Below are 25,532 nucleotides of genomic sequence, written 5' to 3'. Positions count from 1 at the left end.
AGCCTTCTCCTACACAGTCACTTCGACGCCGTGGCGCACCACGCGCTTTTCCAGGTCGCCGCCCAGCCAGTAGGCCAGGTCGGCGGGACGATCTATTTGCCAGGCGACGAAATCCGCCACCTTGCCCACCTCCAGCGAACCGTGGGTCTTGTCCATTCCTAGGGCCTTGGCCGCGTGTAGGGTGACTCCGGCCAGGGCTTCCTCGGGCGTCATGCGAAAACAGGTGCAGGCCATGTTCAGCATCAGGCGTACCGACAGCGCCGGCGAGGTCCCTGGATTGAGGTCGCTGGCCAGGGCGATCTTCACCCCATGCTTGCGCAGTGCTTCCATCGGTGGCAACTGGGTCTCGCGCAGGAAGTAGAACGCCCCCGGCAACAACACCGCCACGGTGCCCGAGGCGGCCATGGCGATGGCATCGTCCTCGGTCATGAACTCCAGGTGATCGGCGGACAGGGCCTGGTAGCGCGCCGCCAGGCTCGAACCATGCAGCGAGGACAATTGCTCGGCATGCAGCTTGACCGGCAGGCCGAGTTTTTGCGCGGCGATGAACACCCGCTCCACCTGGGCCGGGGAGAACGCCAGGTATTCGCAGAAGGCATCCACGGCGTCCACCAGCCCCTCGGCTGCCAGGGCCGGAAGCATCTCGCTGCAGATGTGCTCGATATAGTCGTCGGCACGCTCGGCATATTCCGGCGGCAGGGCATGGGCCGCCAGGCAGGTGCTGCGCACGCTGACCGGCAGTTCCTCGCCGAGCCGGCGGATCACCCGCAGGATCTTGCGTTCGCTGGAAAGGTCCAGGCCATAACCGGACTTGATCTCGATGCTGGTGACGCCATCGCGCATCAGGCTCAGCAAGCGCTTGCGGGCACTGGCGAACAATTCGTCCTCGCTGGCCGCCCGGGTCGCGCGCACGGTGCTGGCGATCCCGCCACCGGCGGCGGCGATCTCGGCATAGCTCACCCCTTGCAGGCGCTGCTCGAACTCGCCGCTGCGATTGCCACCGAACACCGTATGGGTGTGGCAATCGATCAAGCCCGGGGTCACCCAGGCGCCCGCCAGGTCGTGGACCTGCTGGTAATCGCTGGCCGGCAGCTGTTCGCGCCGGCCGATCCACTCGATGTGCGCCCCTGACGTCACGATGGCCGCATCCTCGATGATCGAGTAGCTACCCAGGGCCATGCTGGCGACGTTGCAGTGTTGCCAAAGAGTCTTCATCCAAGGCCTCCGTCAATGATCAATAGTTAAAGAAGAGTGGCCGTCGCTGGAACGCGCCTGGCCAGCTACCGGCTTGACCCAGAGCTTGTAGGCCAGCACCAGCAGCACGATCCACACCACGCCCACCAGCAGCGCCGCCTGGGTCTTGGGGAAGTAGCCCAAGACAGCGAAGATGAACAGCATGAAGGCAATGGCCGCCGCCGGCGCCCAGGGCCAGAACGGTACCTTGAATTGCAGCCCCGCCACCTGCTCGGCGGTCATGGAGCGGCGCATGGCCACATGGGTCAGCAGGATCATCAGCCATACCCAGACCGTGGCGAAAGTGGCCAGGGAAGCGATCAAGAGGAAGATGTTCTCCGGAATCAGGTAGTTGAGCACCACGCCGATCAGCAGGGTCGCCGCCATCACCACCACGGTCATCCACGGCACCCCGTGCCTGGAGACCCGGGCAAAACCCTTGGGCGCCTGCCCCTGCTGGGCCAGGCCATACATCATGCGGCCGGCACCGAAGATATCGCTGTTGATGGCCGACACCGCCGCGGAGATCACCACGATATTGAGAATGGTCGCCGCCGAGCTGATCCCCAGGCTATCGAAGATCTGCACGAAAGGGCTGCCCTGGGTACCGATCTGCGGCCAGGGGAAGATCGCCATCAGCACCAGCAGCGTCAGCACGTAAAACAGCAGGATGCGCATGGGCACGGCATTGATGGCCTTGGGAATGACGCGCTGCGGGTCCTTGGCCTCGCCAGCGGTGACCCCGATGATCTCGATGCCGCCGAAGGCGAACATCACCACCGCGAAGGAGGCGATCACCCCGCTGATGCCATTGGGCATGAACCCGCCATGGCTCCAGAGGTTGCTGAGCCCTGTGGCCTGCTCCTGGCTCGCGCTGCCGATCCCGAACAGCATGATGCCGACGCCGCCGAGGATCATCGCCACGATGGCCCCGACCTTGAGCAACGACAGCCAGAACTCCATCTCGCCGAAGACCTTGACGTTGCACAGGTTCAGCGCGCCGATGAACAGCACGATGGACAGCACCCAGATCCAGCGCTCCACCTCGGGAAACCAGAAGCCCATGTAGATGCCGAAGGCAGTCACGTCCGCCAGGCAGACGATCAGCATCTCGAAGGCATAGGTCCAGCCCAGGATGAACCCCGGCAATGGCCCCAGGTACTGGCTGGCGTAGTGGCCGAACGAGCCGGACACCGGGTTGTGCACCGCCATCTCTCCCAGGGCGCGCATCACCATGAATACCGCCGCGCCACCGATCAGGTAGGCGAGCAACACAGCCGGCCCGGCCATCTGGATGGCCGAGGCGGAACCGTAGAACAACCCGGTGCCGATGGCCGACCCCAAGGCCATGAAACGTATGTGGCGCGCCGTCAGGCCACGCCGTAATCCTGTTTCTTGCGATTGCATGTCTTCGTCCCTTTTATTGTTATTGGACAACCACCGCGCACGCCGGTGCACGGTGGCTGAAGCAGACGTTCCGCGTCTGGCTGGACAGCGGCCCAGGGCCGCTGGCCGAGGTTACAGGCTCGGCAGCAGGCCGGCCGGCAGCAAGCCGGTCAGGCAGCGCGAGGCCAGCAAGTCACTGGCGGCATTGATATCCGGCGCGAAGAAGCGGTCCTTCTCGTAGTAGGCCACCTGCTCGCGCAGGGTGGCGCGGGCCTGCTCCAGGGCCGGCGAGGACTTCAGGCCTTCGCGCAGGTCCAGGCCCTGGCAGGCCGCCAGCCATTCCACGGCGAGGATGCCGCGGGTGTTCTCGGCCATTTCCCACAGGCGCTTGCCCGCAGCCGGAGCCATGGACACGTGGTCTTCCTGGTTCGCCGAGGTCGGCAGGCTGTCCACCGAATGCGGGTGGGCCAGGGCCTTGTTCTCGCTGGCCAGGGCCGCGGCGGTGACCTGGGCGATCATGAAGCCGGAGTTGACCCCGCCATTGGCCACCAGGAACGGCGGCAACTGCGACATGTGCTTGTCCATCATCAGCGAGATGCGACGCTCGCTCAGGGACCCGATCTCGCTGATGGCCAGGGCCATGTTGTCGGCAGCCATCGCCACCGGCTCGGCGTGGAAGTTGCCACCGGAGATCACGTCGCCTTCGGCGGCGAACACCAACGGGTTGTCGGATACGGCGTTGGCTTCCACCACCAGCACCTCGGCGGCCTGGCGCAACTGGGTCAGGCAGGCGCCCATCACCTGGGGCTGGCAGCGCAGGGAATACGGATCCTGGACCTTGTCGCAGTTCTGGTGCGAAGCGGATACCTCGCTGCGCTCGCCCAGCAACGCGCGATAGGCCGCAGCGCTATCGATCTGCCCACGCTGGCCTCGGGCGGCATGGATCCGTGCATCGAACGGCGAACGCGAACCCAGCACCGCTTCCACGGTCAGGCCACCGCAAACCAGGGCCCCGGCAAACAGGTCCTCGGCTTCGAACAGGCCACGCAGGGCGAAGGCGGTGGATACCTGGGTGCCGTTGAGCAACGCCAGGCCCTCCTTGGCCGCCAGGGTCAACGGTGCCAGGCCGGCGACTTTCAAGGCCGCCGGGGCGTCCAGCCACTCACCCTTGTAGCGGGCCTTGCCTTCGCCCAGCAGCACCAGGGACATGTGCGCCAACGGCGCCAGGTCGCCGGATGCGCCCACCGAACCCTTGAGCGGGATATGCGGGTAGACCTCGGCATTGATCAGCGCGATCAGGGCATCGATCACCTGGCGGCGGATGCCGGAAAAACCACGGCTCAGGCTGTTGACCTTGAGCACCATGATCAGGCGCACCAGATCGTCGCTGATGGGCTCGCCGACACCCGCGGCATGGGACAGCACCAGGGAGCGCTGGAGGTTCTCCAGGTCGGCGCTGGCGATACGGGTCGACGCCAAGAGGCCAAAACCGGTGTTGATCCCATAGGCGGTGCGTTTCTCGGCGAGTATCTGCTCGACACAAGCCACGCTGGCGTCGATCTGCGCCGAGGCGCTGTCGTCCAGGGTCAGGCTCAGCGGCTGCTGGTAGATAGCCCGCAGTTGGGCCAGGCTCAGTTGACCGGGAATCAGGTTTAGCGCAGTCACATTCATGCTCCTTTTGAGAGTTTTGTAATAACTACCAGTCGCTCCGGAAACATCCGTTATCCGTCGTCACCCACCAAGTCGGGCAGGTGGCGCCTTGGCACGCTGGCTATGGGAAGAACCTTTTATTGCAACTTCGGAAAATGCCTGCCCAGCAGCGCCGGCTCCTTGAGCAGCGCCGCCGCACTGGCGATGTCGGGGGCCAGCCAGCGGTCCTGGTGATAGGCCGGGATCCGTTCGCGCAGCAGGCTCCAGGCAAGCCCGGTGCCGGCGCCGAAACGCTGTTCCTTGAGAAATTCGAAAGCCTGGGCCGCCAGCAGGTACTCGATGGCGAGGATCCGGGTGCAGTTCTCCAGTACCTGGTGCAGCTTCAGCGCGGCATTGGTGCCCAGGCTCAGGTGGTCTTCCTGCAGGCCTGAAGTCACGTAGTTGTCGAGCACCGCCGGCTGGGCCAACTGGCGGTTCTGCGCGCACAGCGAAGCGGCGACGTACTGCACGATCATCATTCCGGAATTGACCCCGGGCTCGCTCACCAGGAACGCCGGCAGGCCGCTGACATGGGGATTGATCAGCCGGTCCAGGCGCCGTTCGGCGATGGAGCCGATCTCGGCCATGGCGATGGCCAGCACGTCGGCCGCCATGGCCACCGACTGGCCATGGGGATTGGCCTGGGAGACCACCCGATAGTGTTCGGGAGTCCCCAGCAGCAGCGGGTTGTCGGTGGCCGATTCGAGTTCGGTCTGCACCTGCTTCGCGGCATGGGCCCACTGGTCCCGGGCAGCGCCATGGACCTGGGGAATGGAGCGGATGCTCAGGGCATCCTGGGTGCGCAGGCCCTTGCTGGCGGCGATCACCTCGCTGCGCTCGAGCAAGGCCAGCAGGTTGCCACCCACCCGCTGCATGCCAGGGTGGGCCTTGAGGGCGATGATTTCCGGGTCGAAAGCGGCGATCTGGCCACGCTGGGCCTCGAAGCTCATGGCGCCGATCACGTCGGCCCATTGCAGCAAGCGCTCGGCATCGGCCAGGGCCAGGCAGGCAAGGCCGGTCATGCAGGGCGTGCCATTGACCAGGCACAGCCCGTCCTTGGCGCCCAGTTGCACCGGCTGCAGCCCCTCTTCGGCCAGGGCCTGCGCCGCGGCCATGATGCGCCCGCGATAGCTGACCAGGCCGACCCCGAGCAGGGCGATGCCGATATGGGCCATGTGCGTCAGGTAACCCACCGAGCCCTGGGACGGTACCTGTGGGGTGATGCCGCGATTGAGCAGCGCCAGCAGGGCCTCGACCACCTGCCGGTGGATGCCGGACTTGCCATGGCTGTAGTTGATCACCGCCGCGCAGAGGATGGCCCGGGCCTGCTCGTCGGGCAGCGCCGGCCCCACGCCACAGGCGTGGCTGAGCAGGGTATTGCGCGACAACTGGCTGAGCTGTTCGCCGGCCAGCAGTACGTTGCACAGCGCCCCCAGGCCGGTACTGATGCCATAGGCCCGCTCACCGTTCTCCACCACCTGGCGAACGATGGCCTGGGCGTTGTCGATTCGCGCCCAGGCCTGGGGCGATAGCTCCAGCCGCGCCCCGTGGCGGGCGACGGCCACCACATCCTGCCAACCCACCGGGGCGTCGGCGACAACGATAGTTTCAGCCTGGGACATGTCCAACCTCGTACTGGGTGATCCCGTGGTGTATTGCGAGGCGGCCCGTCATGCGGTCGCCGCCCGGCGCTGGACGAAGCGGTCGACGTAGTCGTCGGCCGGCGCATGCAGGATCTCCTTCGGCGTTCCCACCTGGATCAGCCGGCCATCCTTGAGAATGGCGATGCGATTACCGATGCGTACCGCCTCGTCCAGGTCATGGGTGATGAAGACGATGGTCTTGTGCAGGGTCTTCTGCAGCTCCAGCAACTGGTCCTGCATTTCGGCGCGGATCAACGGGTCGAGGGCGCTGAAGGCCTCGTCCATGAGGATGATGTCGGTGTCCGCGGCCAGCGCCCGGGCCAGGCCGACCCGCTGGCGCATGCCGCCGGACAGCTGGTGCGGGTATTTCTTCTCGTAGCCCTTGAGGCCCACGGTGTTGATCCAGTGCTGGGCCCGTTCGACGCACAGCTGCTTGCCCTCACCACGAACCTTCAGGCCATAGGCGACGTTGTCCAGCACATTGCGATGGGGCAACAGGCCGAAGCTCTGGAACACCATGCTGATCTTGCGCCGGCGGAAGTCGCGCAGGGCATCCATGTCGTACTGCAGGATGTCTTCGCCGTCCACCAGGATCTGCCCGCTGGTCGGGTCGATCAGGCGGTTGAAATGGCGCACCAGGGTCGACTTGCCAGAGCCGGACAAACCCATGATGACGAAGATCTCGCCGCTGCCGATGGACAGCGACAGGTCGTTGACCCCCACCACGCAGCCGGTCTCGGCCAGCACCTGCTCCTTGCTGCGTTGCTGCTGGATCAACCGCAGGGCGTCCTCGGCGCGGTTGCCGAAGATCTTGAAGACATTCTTCACCTCGATCTTGCTGACCTGCGCGCTCATTTACTCACCTCATGCCGTGGCCGGCCGTAGGCCTGGGTAATGCGGTCGATCACCACCGCGAGAATCACGATCGCCAGGCCCGCTTCCAGGCCACGGCCGACGTTGAGGGTCTGGATTCCCACCAGCACGTCCTCGCCCAGGCCACGGGCGCCGATCATCGAGGCGATCACCACCATCGACAGGGCCATCATGGTGGTCTGGTTGATCCCGGCCATGATGCTCGGCAGGGCCAGCGGCAGTTGCACGCCGAACAGTTGCTGCCAGCGGTTGGCGCCAAAGGCGTTGATCGCCTCCATCACCTCGCCGTCGACCTGGCGGATCCCCAAGTCGGTGAGACGGATCAGCGGCGGCGCGGCGTAGATCACCGTGGCGAAGATCGCCGGCACCTTGCCCAGGCCGAACAGCATCAGCACCGGGATCAGGTACACGAAGCTGGGCATGGTCTGCATGATGTCCAGCAACGGCATCAGCACCGAGCGCAGGCGGTCGCTGCGAGCCGAGAGGATCCCCAGGGGAATGCCGATCAGCACCGAGATCAGCGTGGCCACCAGCATTAGGGCCAGGGTCTGCATCAGCTTGTCCCACAGGCCGACGGCCCCCACCAGGAACAGCAGGCCGACGATCACCAGGGTGGTCAGCCACTTGCGGGTCGAATGCCAGGCCACGACGCCGACGATGCCCAGCATCAGCCACCAGGGCGCCATGCGCAGCAGGCCTTCGAGGTTGACGATGGCCCATAGCAGGGTATCGGAGATGTGCCGGAACACGTCGCCATAGTTGGTCACCAGCGAATCGACCCAGCCGTTGACCCAGTCGGCGATGGAAAACGTGAAGCTTTCTGGAAACATAGGAAACTCTCGATCAAAGGAGGTTGTAGTCCAGCTTCCGGCGACCTCCAGGGCCGCCGCAGAGGCCCGACCTACAGGGCCGCGTCGACCTTCCTGGCGGCCTCTTCGCTCACCCAGGCGTGCCAGACCTCAGGATGTTCCTTGAGAAAGGTTTTCGCCAGTTTCGGCGACTCGATGCGCTCCTTGGTCATGCGCGCCAGGTTCTGGTTGAGCAGGTCGATCGGCAGGTTGACCTTGGCCAGTACCTCCACCAGCTCCGGGGCTTCGTCGTGAAAGGTCCTGGACAGGCCGACCTTGATGCTCACGCTCTTGTCGACGCCGGGTTTCTCCTCCAGCTTGACCACGTCCACCTGGCCCATGAGAGGGGTTGGCGTCCAGTAGTAGAACAGGATCGGCTCGCCGCGCTTGTAGCTCGACAGCACCGCGGCATCCAGGGCCGGGCCGGTGCCGGGGCGGAAGTTGGTGTAGCTGTTTTCCAGGCCGTAGCCCTTGAGCATCTCGCTGTTGTCCAGCTCGCAGGTCCAGCCGGCCGGACAGTTGTAGAAGCGGCCCTTGGCCGGCTCTTCCGGGTCCTTGAAGACACTGGCGTACTTGGCCAGGTCGGCGACGTTCTTCAGGTCCGGGGCCTTGGCCTCGAGCTTGCGCTTGGCATCGCCCTCGATCACATAGCGCGGCACGTACCAACCTTCGACGGCGCCCACCACCGGCGCGCCGACGCCGACCACCTTGCCGGCCTTCTCGGCCTTGTTCCAAACCTCGCTGCGCCCTACCCATTCTTCGGCGAAGACCTGGATGTCGTTGCTGCCCAGGGCGTTCTCCATGGTGATGGAGTTGCCCGGCAGGCTATCGGTCTTGCAGCCGTAGCCCTTCTCCAGGACGAACTGCAGGACATCGGTGAGCAGCATGCCGCTTTCCCAGTTCAAGCCAGCGAACTTCACCGGCTTGCCCGACTCGCACCAGCCAGCCGCCTGGGCGCCGGACGCGGCCAGAAGGCCCATGGACAACAACGTGGTCAGCAGGGTCTTGTGTTTTTTCATTATGTGGCGCTCCTAAACATGGGTTGGCTTACGGCAGTCAAGAGGCATCCAGCCCTGTCCACGTCCAATCGGACTCACACCGCGGCGGCGCGGCGGGTCCCAGCGACTTCTTGTTCATTGGCGGCGTCCTGCTCGGGCGGCAGGATCAGTTTTTCGGGCACCGCACCATGCCATTTCCTGGCACAGACGTAGTACAGCGCCGCCGGCACCACCAGGCCGATGATCCAGGAGATATCCACGCCACCCAGTACCTCCACCAGCGGCCCGGTATAGAACTTGGTGCTGATGAACGGCAGCTGTACCAGCACGCCGATCACATAGACGCTGATGCCCAGCATGTTCCACCGGCCATAGCGGCCATTGGGATCGGCCAGCGCCGGCACGTCGTAGTTCTCGCGGGTGATGCAGTAGTAGTCCACCAGGTTCACCGCGCTCCAGGGGGTGAAGAAAGCCAGCAGGAACAGGATGAAGGACTTGAATGCTCCCAGGAACGAATGCTGGCCGAGCAGGGCGATCAGGGTCGCGGCGCCGACGATGACCAGCACGAACACCAGGCGCTGCAGGCGCGTCACCTCCAGGTGGCCACGGAAGCCGCTGATGATGGTGGCGATGCACATGAAGCTGCCGTAGGAGTTCAGCGTCGAGATGGTGATCTTGCCGAAGGCGATGCTGAAGTACAGCAGCGCTGCGGTGGCGCCACTGCCACTGAGGCCGACGATGTAGGCCACTTCACGCCCGGCGAACTGCCCGTTGGCCATGGCCGCGGCGAATACACCGAGGATCATCGCTACCTGGGCGCCGATCACCGAGCCGGCACCCACGGCGAGGAAGGTCTTCACCGAGGACGTCTTGCTCGGCAGGTAGCGCGAATAGTCGGCCACGTAGGGACCGAAAGCGATCTGCCAGGAAGCGGCGAGGGATACCGCCAGCAGGAAGCTCGCCCAGCTGAAGTGACGGATCTCCAGGAGCGCGCCGACATCGGTCTGGCCCATGAGGCGGCTGAACAGGTAGACGAAGGCAATGACGCCGATGACGCTGGCGACCCGGCCGATGAAATGGATGACCCGGTAGCCGAGCACGGTGACCAGGACGATGACGCTGGCGAAGATCAGGATGCCGAGGCTGTCGCTGACGCCGAACAGCTGGCCCAGGGCCTGGCCGGACAGCACCGTGCCGGTGGCGGTGAAGCCCAGGTACATCAGGCATACCAGCACGATCGGGATCGCCGCGCCGTAGACGCCGAACTGCACCCGGCTGGAGATCATCTGCGGCAGGCCGAGCTTGGGTCCTTGCGCGGCATGCAGGGCCATGACGCCGCCGCCCAGCAACTGGCCGACGAACAGGCCGATCAACGACCAGAACACGTCGCCGCCCAGCACCACGGCCAGGGCGCCGGTGACGATGGCGGTGATCTGCAGGTTGGCGCCCAGCCACAGGGTGAACTGGCTGTAGAGCTTGCCGTGGCGTTCGGCTTCGGGAATGTAGTTGATCGACCGCCGCTCGATCAGGGGTTTGGAGCTATCACTGGCCGTGGACATCGTTATTGTTCTCCCGGGGGATTCTTGTCATGTCAAAGCTCTGCTACATGGACCGAACCGCCGCACTGCGAGGTGCGGCGGCTCCTTCCCTGGTCCTGGCGGCGAACCGCCGGAGTGTCACTTGCCGGTGATCATCGGCAGGTTCAGGCCCTGCTCCTTGGCGCAGTCGATGGCGATCTGGTAACCGGCATCGGCATGGCGCATCACGCCGGTGCCCGGATCGTTGGTCAGGACGCGAGCGATACGCTCGGCGGCTTCATCGCTGCCGTCGCAGACGATGACCATGCCCGAGTGCTGGGAGAAGCCCATGCCGACGCCGCCGCCGTGATGCAGGGAAACCCAGGTCGCGCCACTGGCGGTATTGAGCAGGGCGTTGAGCAGCGGCCAGTCGGACACGGCATCGGAACCGTCCTGCATCGATTCGGTTTCACGGTTCGGGCTGGACACCGAACCGGAGTCCAGGTGGTCGCGGCCGATGACGATCGGTGCCGACAGCTCACCGCGCCGGACCATTTCGTTGAATGCCAGGCCCAGCTTGGCGCGCTGGCCCAGGCCGACCCAGCAGATACGCGCCGGCAGGCCCTGGAAGCTGATGCGCTCGCGAGCCATGTCCAGCCAGTTGTGCAGGTGGGCGTCGTCCGGGATCAGCTCCTTGACCTTGGCGTCGGTCTTGTAGATGTCCTGCGGGTCGCCGGACAGCGCCGCCCAGCGGAACGGGCCGATGCCACGGCAGAACAGCGGGCGGATGTAGGCCGGGACGAAGCCCGGGAAGTCGAAGGCGTTGGCCACGCCCTCTTCCTTGGCCATCTGGCGGATGTTGTTGCCATAGTCGAAGGTCGGGATGCCCTGCTTCTGGAAGTCGAGCATGGCTTGCACGTGCACGACCATCGATTGCTTGGCAGCCTTGACCACGGCAGCCGGTTCGGTCTGGGCACGATCGCGGTACTGCTCCCAGGTCCAGCCGGCCGGCAGGTAGCCGTTGAGCGGGTCGTGGGCGCTGGTCTGGTCGGTGACCATGTCCGGGCGCACGCCACGCTTGACCAGCTCGGGCAGGATTTCGGCGGCGTTGCCCAGCAGGGCGATGGAGATCGCCTTGCCTTCGGCGGTGTACTTGGCGATACGCGCCAGGGCGTCGTCCAGGTCCTTGGCTTGCTCGTCGACATAACGGCTGCTCAGGCGGAAGTCGATGCGGCTCTGCTGGCATTCGATGTTCAACGAGCAGGCGCCGGCCAGGGTCGCGGCCAGTGGCTGGGCGCCACCCATGCCGCCCAGGCCCGCAGTCAGTACCCAGCGCCCCTTGAGGCTGCCGCCGTAGTGCTGGCGACCAGCTTCGACGAAGGTTTCGTAGGTGCCCTGGACGATGCCCTGGCTGCCGATGTAGATCCAGCTGCCGGCGGTCATCTGGCCGTACATGGCCAGGCCCTTGGCATCCAGTTCGTTGAAGTGTTCCCAGTTGGCCCAATGCGGCACCAGGTTGGAGTTGGCGATCAGCACGCGTGGGGCGTTGGCGTGGGTCTTGAACACGCCGACCGGCTTGCCGGACTGCACCAGCAGGGTCTCGTCGTCATTCAGGTGGGTGAGGCTCTCGACGATCTTGTCGTAGCACTCCCAGTTGCGCGCCGCGCGCCCAATGCCGCCGTAGACCACCAGCTCCTTGGGGTTCTCGGCGACTTCCGGATCGAGGTTGTTCATCAGCATGCGCAGCGGCGCTTCGGTCAGCCAGCTCTTGGCGGTCAGCTTGTTGCCACGCGGGGCACGGATTTCTACGTTCCGGTATTTGGTGAATTTGTTGTCAGCCACGGAAAACCTCCTCGACGATGAGCCCAAGGTGCGAAGAGGATGGCATCGACTCTTACGCACACATATTTACTTGTACATACAAGCATATGCAATCAAGCGGCCAACTCTGTCCAAGCCACCTGAAACAATCACCGAAAAAAGCCTGGAAACCTTCTAGATCGGGCTCCTCGGCCTTGAATGAATTTTCCCTCGGGTATCAATCGAAGCTCCCGCTGGTTGTTACCAGAGGCAGGTTTTGCCCGCTGCTGGGGCATTCGGTAACAGATTGGTGCGCCGTCAGGAACAGGGACCGCCCCCGGGAACGGACAAGAGCCAGCCACCTCGAGCAGGAGGCCGAAGCACGGATAGAAGAGTGATGGAGACCAGAAGGGAAGCTGGCAGGCCACGCCCTGGCCCGCCAGCAAGGGTGACTCAGATACTGGTGAGTTCGATCACGCAGCAGCGCCCGTCGAGGGCGATTTCCAGCAGGCCGGCATTGTCGTCCAGGCGCAGGCAATCGTAGCGGCCCAGGGCCTGGACCGCAGCGCCGGCCACATCGACCCAGGCCTGTTCGGCGGCACTGAACACCAGCACCGTATGGGCTTGGCTGAAGAAGCGCTGCTGGCCATCGAACCACTGCAGCCGCGCCACATAGCGCTCGGGGCTGTAGATCAGGTTGAAATCCCGGATGGCGCCGTCCAGCAGGGTGCAGTTGACCTGGCTGGCGCCACTGAAGGCAAAGGGATCCAGGGGCAGCAACGGGCGCACATCCTGGCCATCCACGCAAAGCTGCATGCCAGCGCCCTGCAGCACGGTGATGACCCGCTGGTAGCCGGCGAAGCTGGAGAAACCGCCGGATTCGCCGATGTCGGCGATCGACAGGCGCCAGCCGAAGCCTTCCAGGCCAGCTCCGCTGTCCCGGGTGATTTCCTCGGTACTGCCGCCGCCGTTCTTCCAGGGCATGCGTGGATAGTCGGCGGCGCGTAGCAGGCTAGACCGGATCATTTGTGAAAGCGTCCTTCGAGGCGATGACGGGAACCAGGGTGGATCAGCCGCGCGGCGGTCACCGGCTGGCGCCCGGACCAGGTGCGGCGGCGGATCAGCAGGCAGGGTTCGCCACGCTCGATCTGCAGCAACTTGCATTCTTCAGGTTCGGCGAGGATCGCCTCCACCACATGCTCGCCCTCGGTCAGGGGCGCGACCTGGGACAGGTAGGCATAGGGCGTTTGCAGGGTGAAGTCTTGCTTGAGGTATTCCGGCGCCACCAGGGCGTTGACGAAGCGATCCTCGATCTGCACCGGGATGTCGTTCTCGAAATGCACGATCAGCGAATGGAAGACCTTCTGCCCTTCGCGCATGTCCAGGGCCAGGGCCCGCTCGGAACCGGCGGCCTCCTCGCCCAGGGTGATGACCTGGCAGGTGTGGCGATGACCGCGGGAGGCGATTTCGTCGGCGATGTTGTGCACCTCGAACAATGCCGACTGGGTCTTGGGCTCGGCGACGAAGGTACCCACGCCCTGCATGCGCACCAGCATGCCTTCGGCGGTCATCTCGCGCAGCGCACGGTTGATGGTCATGCGGCTGAAGCCCAGCTGGCTGACCAGTTCGCTTTCCGAGGGCACGCGATAGTGCGGCGGCCAGTTTCCGCTCTCGATCTGCTGGGTGATCATCTGTTTGACGCGGGCATACAAGGGCGCCGGACTATCGCTCAGGTGGGCGGCCAGCGGCGAGTTGGCAGTCGGGGTCGGCACGGGAAATCCTTGAGGGTCGGTGAAAGTGGTCAGGGTCGGTCGACGCCTGGCGACGAAAGCCTAGCTTGCCGGAGTTTACCGGGCAGGCAAACGTCTGTATATGTATATACAAATAACACACAATGGGGTACTCGAACCATGTCCGCCTTCTTTGCCGAACGCGCGCTGCTGCCTGACGGATGGGCCAATGATGTACGTCTTGAAGTCGATGCCGACGGCCAGCTGAGCCAAATCCAGGCCAACGCTGGCGCAGAGGGCGCGGAACGACTCAAGGGTCCACTGTTGCCAGGGATGCCCAACCTGCACTCCCATGCCTTCCAGCGGGCCATGGCCGGCCTGGCGGAAGTGGCCGGCAACCCCAATGACAGCTTCTGGACCTGGCGCGACCTGATGTACCGCCTGGTGGGCAGGATCAGCCCCGAGCAACTGGAAGTCATCGCCCGCCAGCTGTACATCGAAATGCTCAAGGCCGGCTACACCTCGGTGGCCGAATTCCACTACGTGCACCACGACACCGACGGCCAGGCCTACGCCGACCCCGCAGAGCTGTCGCGCCGGATCAGCCAGGCCGCCACCGACACCGGCATCGGCCTGACCCTACTACCGGTGCTGTACAGCCATTCGGGCTTCGGTGGCCAGGCGCCCAACGACGGCCAGCGCCGCTTCATCAACAGCACCGAGCACTACCTCAAGCTGCAACAGCAGCTACGTCCCCTGCTGGCCGGACAAGCCAACCAGCACCTGGGCCTGTGCTTCCACTCGCTGCGCGCAGTCACGCCACAGCAGATCAGCGAAGTGCTGGCCGCCAGCGACCCGGACTGCCCGGTGCATATCCACATTGCCGAGCAACAGAAGGAAGTCGATGACTGCCTGGCTTGGAGTGGCCGCCGGCCCTTGCAGTGGCTATATGAAAACGTCGCGGTGGACCAGCGCTGGTGCCTGGTCCACGCCACCCATGCCAACCCCGAGGAAGTCAGCCTCATGGCCAGGAGCCGGGCCATCGCCGGCCTGTGCCTGACCACCGAGGCCAACCTGGGCGACGGTATCTTCCCCGCAGTGGATTTCCTGGCCCAGGGCGGCCGCCTGGGCATCGGTTCCGACAGCCATGTCTCGTTGAGCGTGGTGGAGGAATTGCGCTGGCTGGAATATGGCCAGCGCCTGCGGGATCAGCGCCGCAATCGCCTGTACCGGGCAGACCAGCCCATGGTCGGCCGCACCCTCTACGACGCGGCCCTGGATGGCGGCGCCCAGGCCCTGGGGCAAGCGATCGGCACGCTGGCGGTGGGCAACCGCGCCGACTGGCTGGTGCTCGACGGCAACGACCCTTACCTGGCCACCGCCAATGCCGACGGGATTCTCAACCGCTGGTTGTTCGCCGGTGGCGATCGCCAGGTACGGGATGTGATGGTTGGCGGGCGCTGGGTGGTGCGCGACGGTCGACATGCCGCAGAGGAAACCAGCAGCCGGGCCTTCGCCCAGGTCCTGCGCGACTTGCTGGGCTGAGTCCCGGCGGCCCGGCCAACCACCAGGCCCGCCTTGCGGGCCGTGAGCCAGGCTCCTGATCATCACGGCATCTCGCCAACGATGCTCTTGCCACAATGGGCCCCGCCTCGATGAAACCGGACTACTTGGAGGTCTTGGCCATGGCCGAGTCCGAGACCCGCCAGATCAACCGCGTGGTGTCGTAGCCCTGCTGGCGTGCCTTGCTCAACAACTCCTCGCGTACCGTCTCGTTGACTTCCTTGGTCCGCGACAGCAGCCACAGATAGCGCCGGTTCGGGTTGCCGACGATCGCCGTCTTGTAGTCATCGCTGACGTACAGCACCCAGTACTCACCCTTGGCCACTCCCGGCAGCAAGCGCGTGAACCAGTTGTCGAAGCGCACCCAGAGCTTGTCGGTCTGGCCCGGCACCTGGGGCGTGGCGGTGCCTCGGGCTTCTTCCCACTTCCATTCCGGGGTCAGGCAGCGGTTGAGCACCGCCATCGTCGCATCCGGCAACAGGGTGTAGCGGGCTTCGGATTGCGCGCAATTGCGCTGGAAGTACATCGGCAGGCGCGCCAACTCGTACCAGGTCCCCTGGTAGCGCTTGAGTTCGACATGGCTAGCGGTCTTGGGCGCCAACGAATCGTCCCGGGACGTGGCGCAGCCGACCAAGAGCAGGCCGGCTAGAAGAGTGACAACGAAACGCATCATTATTTTTCTCCCGTGGGCCCCAGGCCCCGGTCTTTACTTCAGGCCTTGCCCGGAAAACATCAGGACCTTGTCACCGGCATACTGCACGCTGATAAAGCTGTTCTTGTCGCCCCAGGTGCAACTGGACATGCCCAGTGCGCCCGAGCAGTCGGTCGGCTTGCCCAGGAGCTGTTCGACATCGGCCTTGGGCATGCCCGTCGAGAGCTTGGAATAGTTTTCCTGATTGACCTTGCTGCATGCGGCCAACAGCACGCAGAACGACAACAGAGCGATGGAACGCAGGGACATGGTGAACTCCTGGACGAAAGGGGGAAGGCCTGTTAGCCAACCAGAAGCTTAGAAGAGAAAACCCCCTTCTGGTTCCCCGCCAGGCCGGGTATTTCTTGCCGATGAGCCAGGCATTTCCCACACAAATCAACCACCTTCGATCAGCGCCTGGCTGTTCGTCGGTTTTGTGCCGGTCGGGCTCATTTTCACTGATGGCCAGTCGACATAACTGCAGCGCAAACACCACCACTGTGGCAAATTGACGCCCCTCGTTGACCACCCCCTCGCGGTAGTTCACTTAATGACCAGTAATATGAAGTTCAGCCACAAGATCCTGCTTGCCGCCGCCCTTGTGGTCGCCGTCGCGTTCGCCTGTTTCATTCTGTTCAACGACTACCGCCAGCGCGAAGCCTTGCGCAGCAGTACCGAATCCTCGATGCAGGAACTGGGCAGCCTGAGCACCAGCAACATCCAGACCTGGCTGGAAAGCCGCATCCAGCTCCTGCAGTCCCTGGCGCAGCAGATCGCCGTGGACGGCAGCGGCGCCGATAGCCTCAAGCGCAGCGTCGGCCTGCCCGCCTACACCGGCAACTTCCAGCTCACCTACTTCGGCGGCCAGGACGGCATGATGTTCTCGGTCCCGGCCGGTAACCGCGCGGCCGACTACGACCCCCGCAGCCGTGGCTGGTACAAGGCGGCCAACACGGCGCAGCAGACCATCGTCACCGAGCCCTACGTCGCCGCCTCGTCGGGCAAGCTAGTGATCACCGTCGCCACTCCCGTGCAGCACCAGGGCCGGATGATCGGCGTCGCCGGTGCCGACATCGACCTGTCGAGCATCAGCGCCATCATCAACTCGCTGAACTTCGGCGGCCATGGCCACGCCTTCATCGTCGGCGCCGATGGCAAGATCCTGATCCACCCCGACAACAAGCTGGTGCTCAAGAACCTGGCCGAGGCCTATCCGGACGGCGCGCCGCGGGTGAGCCCCGGGCTGCAGGAAGTACAGCTGAACGGCAAGACCCAGTTCATCTCCTTCACTCGCGTCAACGGCGTGAACTCGACCAACTGGTACGTGGCCCTGGTCCTGGACCAGGACGCGGCCTTCGCCATGCTCGGTGAGTTCCGCACCTCGGCGCTGATCGCCATGGCGATCGCCGTGGTAATCATCATCGGTCTGCTGGGCATGCTGATCCGCTTGCTGCTGCAACCCCTGCACCTGATGGGCCGGGCCATGCACGATATCGCCGAAGGCGAAGGTGACCTGACACGGCGTCTGGAGATCCACAACCATGACGAATTCGGCACCCTGGGCGTTGCCTTCAACCGTTTCGTCGAACGCATCCACAGCTCCATCCGCGAAGTCTCCTCGGCCACCGGCCAGGTCAACGAAGTGGCCCTGCGTGTAGTCGCCGCCTCCAACTCGTCGATGCTCAACTCCGACCAGCAAGCCTCGCGCACCAACAGCGTGGCCGCAGCCATCAACCAGCTGGGCGCGGCCGCCCAGGAAATCGCCCAGAACGCCGCCCTGGCGTCGCAGCATTCCAGCGAAGCACGCAACCTGGCACAAGATGGCCAGCAAGTGGTGGATCGGACCATCGACGCCATGCACCAGCTGTCGGCCAAGATCAGCAACTCCTGCGAGCACATCGAGACCCTCAACAGCAACACGGTGAACATCGGCCAGATCCTCGAAGTGATCACCGGTATCTCCCAGCAGACCAACCTGCTGGCGCTCAACGCTGCCATCGAGGCCGCCCGCGCCGGTGAGGCCGGACGTGGCTTCGCCGTGGTCGCCGACGAGGTGCGCAACCTCGCCCACCGCACCCAAGACTCGGCGCAGCAAGTGCAGAAGATGATCGAGGAGCTGCAAGTAGGCGCCCGCCAGGCAGTCGGGACAATGACCGAAAGCCAGCGCGAGAGCGAAAGCAGCGTCGGCATCGCCAACCAGGCCGGCGAGCGCCTGGGCAGCGTGACCCAGCGCATCGGCGAGATCGATGGCATGAACCAGTCGGTGGCGACCGCGACGGAAGAACAGACCGCCGTGGTGGAGTCGATCAATGTCGACATCAACGAGATCAACACCCTCAACCAGGAGGGCGTGGAAAACCTGCAAGCCACCCTGCGCGCCTGCGCCGACCTGGAACAGCAGGCCCAGCGCCTGCAACACCTGGTGGGCAGCTTCCGGATCTGACGTCGGGCAACAGGGATAGCCTCGTGCAGCCGCTACTAGAGGCGGTACACGGCCCGCAAGGACGCGGGAGTCGCATCGGCAAAAGCGCCGCAAGCCCTGGGGGCGTTGGCGCAGCCTCGCCCGCTCGGCAGCGGTTACAGGAGAAGGATTAGAAGCTTGAGCCGGGCTGGCTCAGGAAGGCCAATTCCTCGGCGCTGGATTCACGTTCGAGAATGGCGTTGCGGTGGGGAAAGCGCCCGAAGCGAGCGATGATCTTCTGGTGCCGTTCGGCATAGTCCAATTGGCTGGCGAAGACCGGGCGGTCTTGCTCCGGCTGCTCGTCGTGCAAGGCAGCCAAGCGCGATACGGCTTCATTCTGCACCGCCAGGTGTTCGCAGTGCTCGAACACCAGGTAGATGAAGCAACGCTGCATGGGCGTCAGGCGCCGATCGAAGTCTGCGGCAATACCCTGAGCCACCAGGGCCTGGGCCCGGGCGTCGCCGGAGAATGCCCCGGGGGTATCGCGGTGGATCATGCGCGGCAGCTGGTCCAGCAACAGCACCAGGGCCAGCCAGCCTTGGGGACTTTGCGTCCACTCGACCAGGCCGCCGGCCAGGGCCTGCTCCACCAGGTCACCGAAACGCTCTTGCGCCTGGCGATCCTGGCTGTCGCGCTTGCCGAACCACAAGCCACCCTTGGCAGCGACGATCTGTGCCGGCGTCTCGGCGTCGCCGAACCACCAGTCGAGCAGGGGCTGCCAGGGTGCGCTCATGAACTTACTCCTGGTGGTAGGCGGTAACCCGGGCCACTTCTTCCTTCGAGCCGAGGAACACCGCTACGCGCTGGTGCAGGCCTTCAGGCTGGATATCGAGGATGCGCTGGTGGCCGTTGGTCGACGCGCCGCCCGCCTGCTCCACCAGGAACGACATCGGATTGGCTTCGTACATCAGGCGCAGCTTGCCGGGTTTTTCCGGCTCGCGGCTGTCGCGTGGGTACATGAACAGGCCACCACGGGTCAGGATGCGGTGCACGTCGGCCACCATCGCGGCGACCCAGCGCATGTTGTAGTTCTTCTGCAGCGGACCGGTATCGCCGGCCAGCAGCTCGTCCACGTAGCGCTTGACCGGTGCTTCCCAGTGACGCTCGTTGGACATGTTGATGGCGAATTCCTGGGTGCTTTCAGGAATGGTGATGTTCTCGTGGGTCAGGACGAAGCTGCCCATCTCGCGGTCCAGGGTGAAGCCCTTGACGCCGTCGCCCAGGGTCAGCACCAGCATGGTCTGCGGGCCGTAGATCGCATAGCCGGCGGCCACTTGCTTGGAGCCAGGCTGCAGGAAGGCCTTTTCATTCAGCGCTTCGTTCTGGCTCAGGTACTCGTTGGGGCAACGCTGTACCGAGAAGATGGTGCCGACCGGGGCGTTGATGTCGATGTTCGACGAGCCATCCAGCGGGTCGAATACCAGCAGGTAGGCACCCTTGGGGTATTTGCCGGGGATCTGGTAGGCGTTGTCCATTTCCTCGGACGCCATGCCGGCCAGGTGGCCGCCCCACTCGTTGGCCTCGAGCAGGATCTCGTTGGAGATCACGTCGAGTTTCTTCTGCACTTCGCCCTGCACGTTTTCCGTGCCCATGCTGCCCAGCACGCCGCCCAGGGCGCCCTTGGAAACGGCATGGCTGATTTCCTTGCAAGCACGCGCCACCACTTCGATCAGGAAGCGCAGATCGGCAGGAGTGTTGTTGCTGCGGGTCTGCTCAATCAAATAGCGACTCAGGGTAACGCGGGACATGGAAGGCTCCGGAAGGATGGGGGGCTTGAAAAACCCGCGCAGTTTAACGCGAGTCGAGGCGCATTTCCTCCTCTGAGACAGGGAACGGGCAGATAGAGTTCAGGCGCCGGGTTCAGCGTAGTCGCAAAACCACGGGCACGGGTGGCGAGGGAGCGAACCCCCTCGCGCCGGGCTCAAGCCTTGGCTTGAGGCTTGCGCAGGAGACTGAAGGCCATCGCGCCCAGGGCCAGCACGCCCAGCAGCAGTACCGCCCACAGGCCGATCTTCTTCCAGTCCGGCCCGGGGGCTGCGGGCGCCGCGGCATCGCCAGGAGCGGATGCGCTCAGTTGTACATCACCCTCGATCCGGGCCTGGCCCAACTGCTTGAGGCGCTGCGGGCTGTAGTCGGGAATCAGGGTGGACAACGGCAGGTTGGCCGCGCTCACCCCGGGGTTGCCCAGCGCCAGGGTGTAAGGCCCATCCCCACGCGCCAGGAACACCAGCTGCGCGCCACGCACGGCGAACTCCAGGGCCGGCGCCGCCGCTCCCAGGCCACCGCCACGCTCATCCACCACCAGCTTGAGTTGCTGTACGGTCTGCCCGGGCAATTGCAGTTCGTTCTGCTGCACGTCCTGGCCGTTCTGGGTCAGGCGATACAACAGGCCGTTGCCCAGCGGCTGCCAGGGCAGGCTGCTGTCGCGGCGCCCGTAGAGCCGGGCCGGGGCCAGGCTGTTGGCCTGCTTGAGTTCGACCCGTACCCGCTCGACGTTCAGGCCCATGGGCAATTGCCAGCTGTACTCGCCCGCCTTGGCCGCAGTGCCGGCCAGCGGCTGCGACCACACCAATGGCGATGGCTGGTTGCTGGTGGTGCTGCTCTGCAACTGCGCGGCAGTCAGCGCCGGCGCCACCTGCGCAGATTTCCACAACAAGCGCAGGTAACGCGCCGACTGCCCGGGCAACGCCACTTCATGCTGCTCGACCCGCTCGTCGGCGAACGACAAACGCGCGACCTGCCCTTCGCCCCAGGCCTGCCAGTGCCGCAGGTCGTCGCTGGCCTCGATGCTGAAACGCTGGAAACCGTCATGCTCGCTGCTCCAATCCAGGACCAGCTGCTGAAGCGGTGCCTTGATCGCGCTGGCATCGAGCAACCAGCCGCGCAGTACCTGCTGCTCCGCTTGCGCCCGCGCCTCGGGCTGCACCTCCACCAGGGTACCGTTGGTGCCCGACTGCACCCGCACGCTGGCCGGGCTGTCGCCGGCCTGGGCGGAGCTGTACAGCGGAAACCACTTCACCGCGCTGAGGCTGCGCTGCTCGCTGGCCTGGGCCTGTTGGCGGGCCAGGGCATAAGCCTGGGGCTCGCCGGCGGCATTGAATACCCGGATGTCGCGCAGGTCGGTCTGGCTGGCGCGCATCTGCACCGCCAGGGGCAGCTCCAGGCGGTACCAGGGACCTTCGCCGCTCAGGCTCAACGGCACCCGGGACTTGAAGTCCCCCGGTTGCTCCTGGGCCACGGCGGACAGCGCCACACACAGGCCCATGGCCCCCCACCAGCGCAGGTTCAGCTTCTGACTCAAGGCGACACTCCTTCATTCAACGACTTGCCGGCCTCAGGCTCGGCCTCCGCCCGCTTGGGCGGCAATGGGGCGAAATAACCCACCACCAGCAGCAGCGCCCCGACCCCGATGAACGAGACGATCCGCGCCAGGCCGCCACGGTTGCTCAGCTCCACCAGGAACAGCTTGGCCACCACCACCGCGATCAACGCCGCGCCGATCAGCCAGATCTCGCGGCGATGGCGCAGGTGCCCGCCGATCATCAGGCCCAGGGCGATCAAGGTCCAGACGATGGACAGCCCGGCCTGGACCATCATCGAGGCCAGCAGGGCATCGGGATGGAACGGCACCCCGCTCCAGTGATGGGCAGCGCGCATCACCATTACGGTGAAGAAGGCGAACAGCGAGACCCCGGCCACCAACTGCGTGCCACGCTCGGCGTAGTCACTGCGAATCGCCAGCTCCAGCGCCGCGCTACGGGCCCAGACATAGACCCCGAACAGGGCGAACAGCAGCCCCAGCTCCAGCGGGTTGAGCAACGGCAGGTAGGGCAGCGGATCGGCGCGTCCGTCGCTGAACAGGTTGGCCAGCCAGAACCAGCCAAGCATCAGCACCGCCAGGGGTAGCGCGGCATACAGGCGATACTCCCGGGAGTGGCCGGCCACCGGCCACGGCCAGTTGCGCGGCGCAGCCATCGCCACCAGGTACAGGCTCGGCAGGATCGCCCAACCCAGCCAGCGCCAAGCGTTGTACTGCTCGGACAACAGCAGCAGGCCATAACGCAGCTGCAGCGCCAACACGCCAATCAACAACCAGCAACCCAGCACATGGGCGACGCTTGCCACCCGCGCCGGCAGCAGCGCAGCCAGGCGCCGCAGGCTGAAGAAATGCACGGCGAACAGCGCCGTCCAGGCCAGCCAGCCGAAATCTGCCGCCGGGTTGTAGCGGCTGGTCCAGCAAGCCATCAGCACCAGCCCGCCAGCCGGGATCAACAGGCTGCCCAGCAAGCCCAGGGACTTCCATTGCAAACGTACCGCCAGCAGCGTGGCTAGCAATACGCTGGCCGTAGCCAGCGCCAACAGCAGCGCCGGCTGCCAATGCACGGGAGCGAAACGCAGTACTTCCTTGATCCAGGTGAACGCCCACCAACAGGCACCCCAGGCCAGCAGCAAATCGGCCAGGCGGCCCAGGGCCAGGGCGTCGAACGCCGAGCCATGGTTGCCCCGCTGCAGGCGCCAGGCCCCCACCAGCGCCGCCAGGGCCAGCACCATCGGCGTCCAGAAGTCGCCATTGGCCAGGGGCCGCACGCCCTCAGCCAGCGCCGCGTAGAACCAGTCCGAACCGACCAGCAGGAAGGCGCTGCCGCCGATCACCTGCAACGCCAGGCCGAAGAAGAAACTCACCCGCTGCTGCAGGTACAGGCTCAACCAGATGATCAACAAGCCACTGGCAGCCCAGACGCCGCTGGCGGTGCGCCACGGCAGGACGAACAGCACCGCCAGGTTGATCAGCACCAACCCCGCCAGCAGCACCACCGACAGGCCACGCAGCAAACGCGGATCGTCGCGCACCATGGCATCGCGCGAGGCCACCAGCATGCCGCCGATCAGCGCCAGGCCGATCAGCGAGGCGCTCATCAACCCGCTCCAGCCACTGCTCAAGACCCCACCGGCATCGCCGTCCGCGCCCTTCAGGTGCAGCAGGAACAACGCGCCCCCGAGCAACTGGATGGCGAACGCACTGAACAGGAACGTCCGCGATTGCAGGCGCAAGCCGACGAACAGTGTCGCCAACCCTGCCAGGGCCCAGCTGATGGCCGTGCCCTGGGCGGCGAAGAACAGCGGCGCCAGCAGATACAGGAAGCCCAGGCCAGCCACCGCCAACAGTGGGCGGATGCCTTCTTTCAGCCAGTTCGGCAGTTGCTCCTGCGGCGTGCGCCGCAACTGGTCGAAGCTGAACAGCAGGGCGCCACCGAGCAGCAACGCCCCCAGGGGCGCACCGGACAGCAGGCTGGTACTGGCAAAGCGCAGTTCATTGAGGAAGGCCGCGGCAGAACCTGCCTGCAGCAGCAGGGCGAAGGCCTGGGCCAACGAGCGCCGCTGGCGCATGCCGAGCCAGAAGATCCCGGCGCCCTCCACCGCCCAGGCGGCGGTGGTCCAGCGCGCATCCAGGCCCAGGGGAATGGCCAGGCTGGCGAAGATCACGCCCAGGGCCAGGCAGGTCTCGCCCAGCAGCAGGGCCCGGCCACCCATCAACAAGCGGGCCAGCAGCATGTACACCAGGCCCAGGGCCAGGGCGCTGAAGGACGCGGCCAGCTCCAGGTGCTGGACCAGCGCCAGTTGCAGGCCGAAGCCCACCAGCGGAGGACCGAAGAGCATGCTGCCGTCGACGTAGTCGCCCTTGCGCGCCGACCATTGCAACAGCGCCTGGCGGTCACCATCGGCGGGGGCATCGTTCAGGTCCAGCAGCTTGCGCCGGGTGAACAGCAGGCCGATGGCCAGGTACATGAGGAAGAACAGGACCAGGAACGGTTCGGTGCTCCACAACAGTTCAGGGGTATAGGAACGCATGCCCCAGGCGAAACCGATGCCGAAGGTACCGACGAAACCGATCAGGTTGAGCAGGCGCCAGGCCTTGAACCAGGCAATGGCGAGGATGCCGGCGTTGAGCAGGGCGAAGTAGCTGAACAACGCCACGTGGCTGCCTGCGCCGGTGGAGGTGAGGATCGGCGCCGCGAACCCGCCTAGTGCCGCCGCGGCGGCCAGGCCCAGGGCATCCTGGGTGATGGCCAGGATCGCCGAGAACAGCGTCACCGCCACCAGCAGGCCCAGGGCCGCGGAAGGATCGAGCAACGGGTGCAGGCGCATGGCTGCGAACACGGTCAGGTACAGCACCGCGATCCCCGTGCCCTGGAGCATCAGCGCATAGGCACCGTTACGTCGGCGCAACCACCAGCCCAGGCCCAGCAGGCCCAGGGAACAGGCCGCGACCCCGGCATAGCGCAACTCGATGGGCACCACCACGCCTTCGGTGGCGTAGCGCAGGAGGAATGCCAAGCCGAGGAATAACAGCACCACCCCGACCCGCAGCACGGTGTTGCCACCGAACAGCCAATTGCGCGCACCGCTGATGGCGCGCTCGATCAGGTTCGGCTCGTACTCCACGGGTGCTGCCGGCGAAGGTGCCGGCTGCGGTTCGGCTTGCCGCTGCGGCTGCGAACGCCAGGCCGAGTCAGGCAGCGGCTCGCTGACGGCAGCCGGGGTGGCGGCGGGAGGCAGTTCCCAGACCAGGTCCGCGGTGGTGGGCGCCGGCTGCACGGGGAGGATCTCGTCGAGGACGAACTGCGGCGGTGCGGCCGGCTCGGGAACCGGAGCACTGGCGACCTGGACCTCGGGAGCCGGGGCGTTGCTGGCCTCGGGCTGGGCCACAGGTTCGGCCGGCGAGCCGTTGCCGGCTTCCAGCAGTTCCAGACGCTGGCCCAGCCGGGACAAGTCCTGCCTGGCTTGCTGCAGCTCAAGCTGCTGGCCAGCCACCTGCTTGTGCAACAGGCCAAGACGAAAGGCCAGGCCAACCGCCAGTCCGAGGAAAGCGCCAATCAGTGCATCGCCCAAAGACTCATCGACGATCCACCCCAACACCGCGCCCAGCAGCATGAACATCCATTGCATGTGTCGACATCCCTAAACAGTCCGGTAACGGACAGGTCCAGCTGTTGTTGTTTTACCGCTTCGGCCGCGGCCCTGCCTGTGCGGGGCCGCCATTGACATTGGAAGCCGGGCACGAGCGACGAGGCACGGGCCGGGACAAAAACGCTGCCCAG

Annotated in this window: 19 protein-coding genes; 2 read left to right on the top strand and 17 right to left on the bottom strand. The window is 65.3% G+C overall.

Annotation, left to right across the window (positions count from 1 at the left end; genetic code table 11):
- Window positions 1–9: 9 nt before the first annotated feature.
- The 11 genes from hutI to hutC form a co-directional block, all read right to left on the bottom strand.
- Entirely contained in the window at window positions 10–1,215 is a 1,206-nt protein-coding gene (hutI, locus tag C4K40_RS02070; RefSeq protein ID WP_053132508.1) for an imidazolonepropionase, read from the bottom strand.
- 12 nt (window positions 1,216–1,227) lie between these two features.
- Window positions 1,228–2,640 carry an amino acid permease gene (locus C4K40_RS02065; protein WP_053132511.1) on the bottom strand — a complete coding sequence of 471 codons (1,413 nt, stop codon included), beginning with the start codon at window positions 2,638–2,640 and terminating at the stop codon, window positions 1,228–1,230.
- Between the two features lie 111 nt (window positions 2,641–2,751).
- Window positions 2,752–4,290, bottom strand: coding sequence for a histidine ammonia-lyase (gene hutH, locus C4K40_RS02060; RefSeq protein ID WP_022639534.1), 1,539 nt, complete (start codon window positions 4,288–4,290; stop codon window positions 2,752–2,754).
- Between the two features lie 116 nt (window positions 4,291–4,406).
- The gene (hutH, locus tag C4K40_RS02055) at window positions 4,407–5,930 is read right to left on the bottom strand and encodes a histidine ammonia-lyase (protein WP_053132514.1); all 1,524 of its coding nucleotides are present in this window, start codon (window positions 5,928–5,930) and stop codon (window positions 4,407–4,409) included.
- Between the two features lie 48 nt (window positions 5,931–5,978).
- Window positions 5,979–6,806, bottom strand: a complete 828-nt coding sequence (locus C4K40_RS02050; protein ID WP_053132517.1) for a glycine betaine/L-proline ABC transporter ATP-binding protein — start codon at window positions 6,804–6,806, stop codon at window positions 5,979–5,981.
- On the bottom strand, window positions 6,803–7,654 hold the full coding sequence (locus C4K40_RS02045; protein WP_022639532.1) for a proline/glycine betaine ABC transporter permease: 852 nt from the start codon (window positions 7,652–7,654) through the stop codon (window positions 6,803–6,805). Before C4K40_RS02045 ends, C4K40_RS02050 begins: the two co-directional genes overlap by 4 nt.
- A 71-nt stretch (window positions 7,655–7,725) precedes the next feature.
- Complete coding sequence (locus C4K40_RS02040) at window positions 7,726–8,691, bottom strand: ABC transporter substrate-binding protein (protein ID WP_022639531.1); 966 nt, start codon at window positions 8,689–8,691, stop codon at window positions 7,726–7,728.
- Between the two features lie 74 nt (window positions 8,692–8,765).
- Window positions 8,766–10,229, bottom strand: a complete 1,464-nt coding sequence (locus C4K40_RS02035; protein WP_053132520.1) for a cytosine permease — start codon at window positions 10,227–10,229, stop codon at window positions 8,766–8,768.
- Between the two features lie 117 nt (window positions 10,230–10,346).
- Complete coding sequence (hutU, locus tag C4K40_RS02030) at window positions 10,347–12,029, bottom strand: urocanate hydratase (protein WP_053132521.1); 1,683 nt, start codon at window positions 12,027–12,029, stop codon at window positions 10,347–10,349.
- A gap of 411 nt (window positions 12,030–12,440) precedes the next feature.
- Window positions 12,441–13,013 (bottom strand): HutD family protein, encoded by a 573-nt coding sequence (locus C4K40_RS02025; RefSeq protein WP_022639529.1) that lies wholly within the window; start codon window positions 13,011–13,013, stop codon window positions 12,441–12,443.
- A complete protein-coding gene (gene hutC, locus C4K40_RS02020) occupies window positions 13,010–13,678 on the bottom strand; it encodes a histidine utilization repressor (protein ID WP_235777293.1) in 669 nt (222 codons plus the stop codon). Before hutC ends, C4K40_RS02025 begins: the two co-directional genes overlap by 4 nt.
- A gap of 219 nt (window positions 13,679–13,897) precedes the next feature.
- Here hutC and C4K40_RS02015 point away from each other — a divergent pair, with 219 nt between their 5' ends.
- The gene (locus C4K40_RS02015; protein ID WP_053132525.1) at window positions 13,898–15,262 is read left to right on the top strand and encodes a formimidoylglutamate deiminase; all 1,365 of its coding nucleotides are present in this window, start codon (window positions 13,898–13,900) and stop codon (window positions 15,260–15,262) included.
- A gap of 121 nt (window positions 15,263–15,383) precedes the next feature.
- On the opposite strand, the gene C4K40_RS02010 is transcribed toward C4K40_RS02015, so the two are convergent.
- Window positions 15,384–15,953 carry a lipocalin family protein gene (locus tag C4K40_RS02010; protein WP_031320095.1) on the bottom strand — a complete coding sequence of 190 codons (570 nt, stop codon included), beginning with the start codon at window positions 15,951–15,953 and terminating at the stop codon, window positions 15,384–15,386.
- A gap of 33 nt (window positions 15,954–15,986) precedes the next feature.
- The gene (locus C4K40_RS02005; protein WP_022639525.1) at window positions 15,987–16,241 is read right to left on the bottom strand and encodes a hypothetical protein; all 255 of its coding nucleotides are present in this window, start codon (window positions 16,239–16,241) and stop codon (window positions 15,987–15,989) included.
- Window positions 16,242–16,521: 280 nt separating this feature from the next.
- On the opposite strand from C4K40_RS02005, the gene C4K40_RS02000 reads away from it, so the two are divergent.
- Entirely contained in the window at window positions 16,522–18,414 is a 1,893-nt protein-coding gene (locus C4K40_RS02000) for a methyl-accepting chemotaxis protein (protein WP_218188667.1), read from the top strand.
- A gap of 148 nt (window positions 18,415–18,562) precedes the next feature.
- Here C4K40_RS02000 and C4K40_RS01995 read toward each other — a convergent pair whose 3' ends face one another.
- From C4K40_RS01995 to C4K40_RS01980, 4 genes are all read right to left on the bottom strand, one after another.
- Complete coding sequence (locus tag C4K40_RS01995) at window positions 18,563–19,165, bottom strand: DUF924 family protein (RefSeq protein ID WP_053132531.1); 603 nt, start codon at window positions 19,163–19,165, stop codon at window positions 18,563–18,565.
- Window positions 19,166–19,169: 4 nt separating this feature from the next.
- Window positions 19,170–20,180, bottom strand: coding sequence for a class 1 fructose-bisphosphatase (locus C4K40_RS01990; protein ID WP_022639522.1), 1,011 nt, complete (start codon window positions 20,178–20,180; stop codon window positions 19,170–19,172).
- 173 nt (window positions 20,181–20,353) lie between these two features.
- Window positions 20,354–21,733: a DUF3999 domain-containing protein gene (locus tag C4K40_RS01985; protein ID WP_053132533.1), complete on the bottom strand. Its 1,380-nt coding sequence runs from the start codon at window positions 21,731–21,733 to the stop codon at window positions 20,354–20,356.
- Window positions 21,730–25,380 carry a DUF2339 domain-containing protein gene (locus C4K40_RS01980; RefSeq protein ID WP_053132537.1) on the bottom strand — a complete coding sequence of 1,217 codons (3,651 nt, stop codon included), beginning with the start codon at window positions 25,378–25,380 and terminating at the stop codon, window positions 21,730–21,732. Before C4K40_RS01980 ends, C4K40_RS01985 begins: the two co-directional genes overlap by 4 nt.
- Window positions 25,381–25,532: the final 152 nt, after the last annotated feature.

Origin of the sequence: Pseudomonas sp. CMR5c (genome assembly GCF_003850545.1) — a bacterium.
Lineage (GTDB): Bacteria > Pseudomonadota > Gammaproteobacteria > Pseudomonadales > Pseudomonadaceae > Aquipseudomonas > Aquipseudomonas piscis.
The sequence above is the reverse complement of the archived record's forward strand: the minus strand, read 5'-3'. Positions and strand labels throughout refer to the sequence as shown.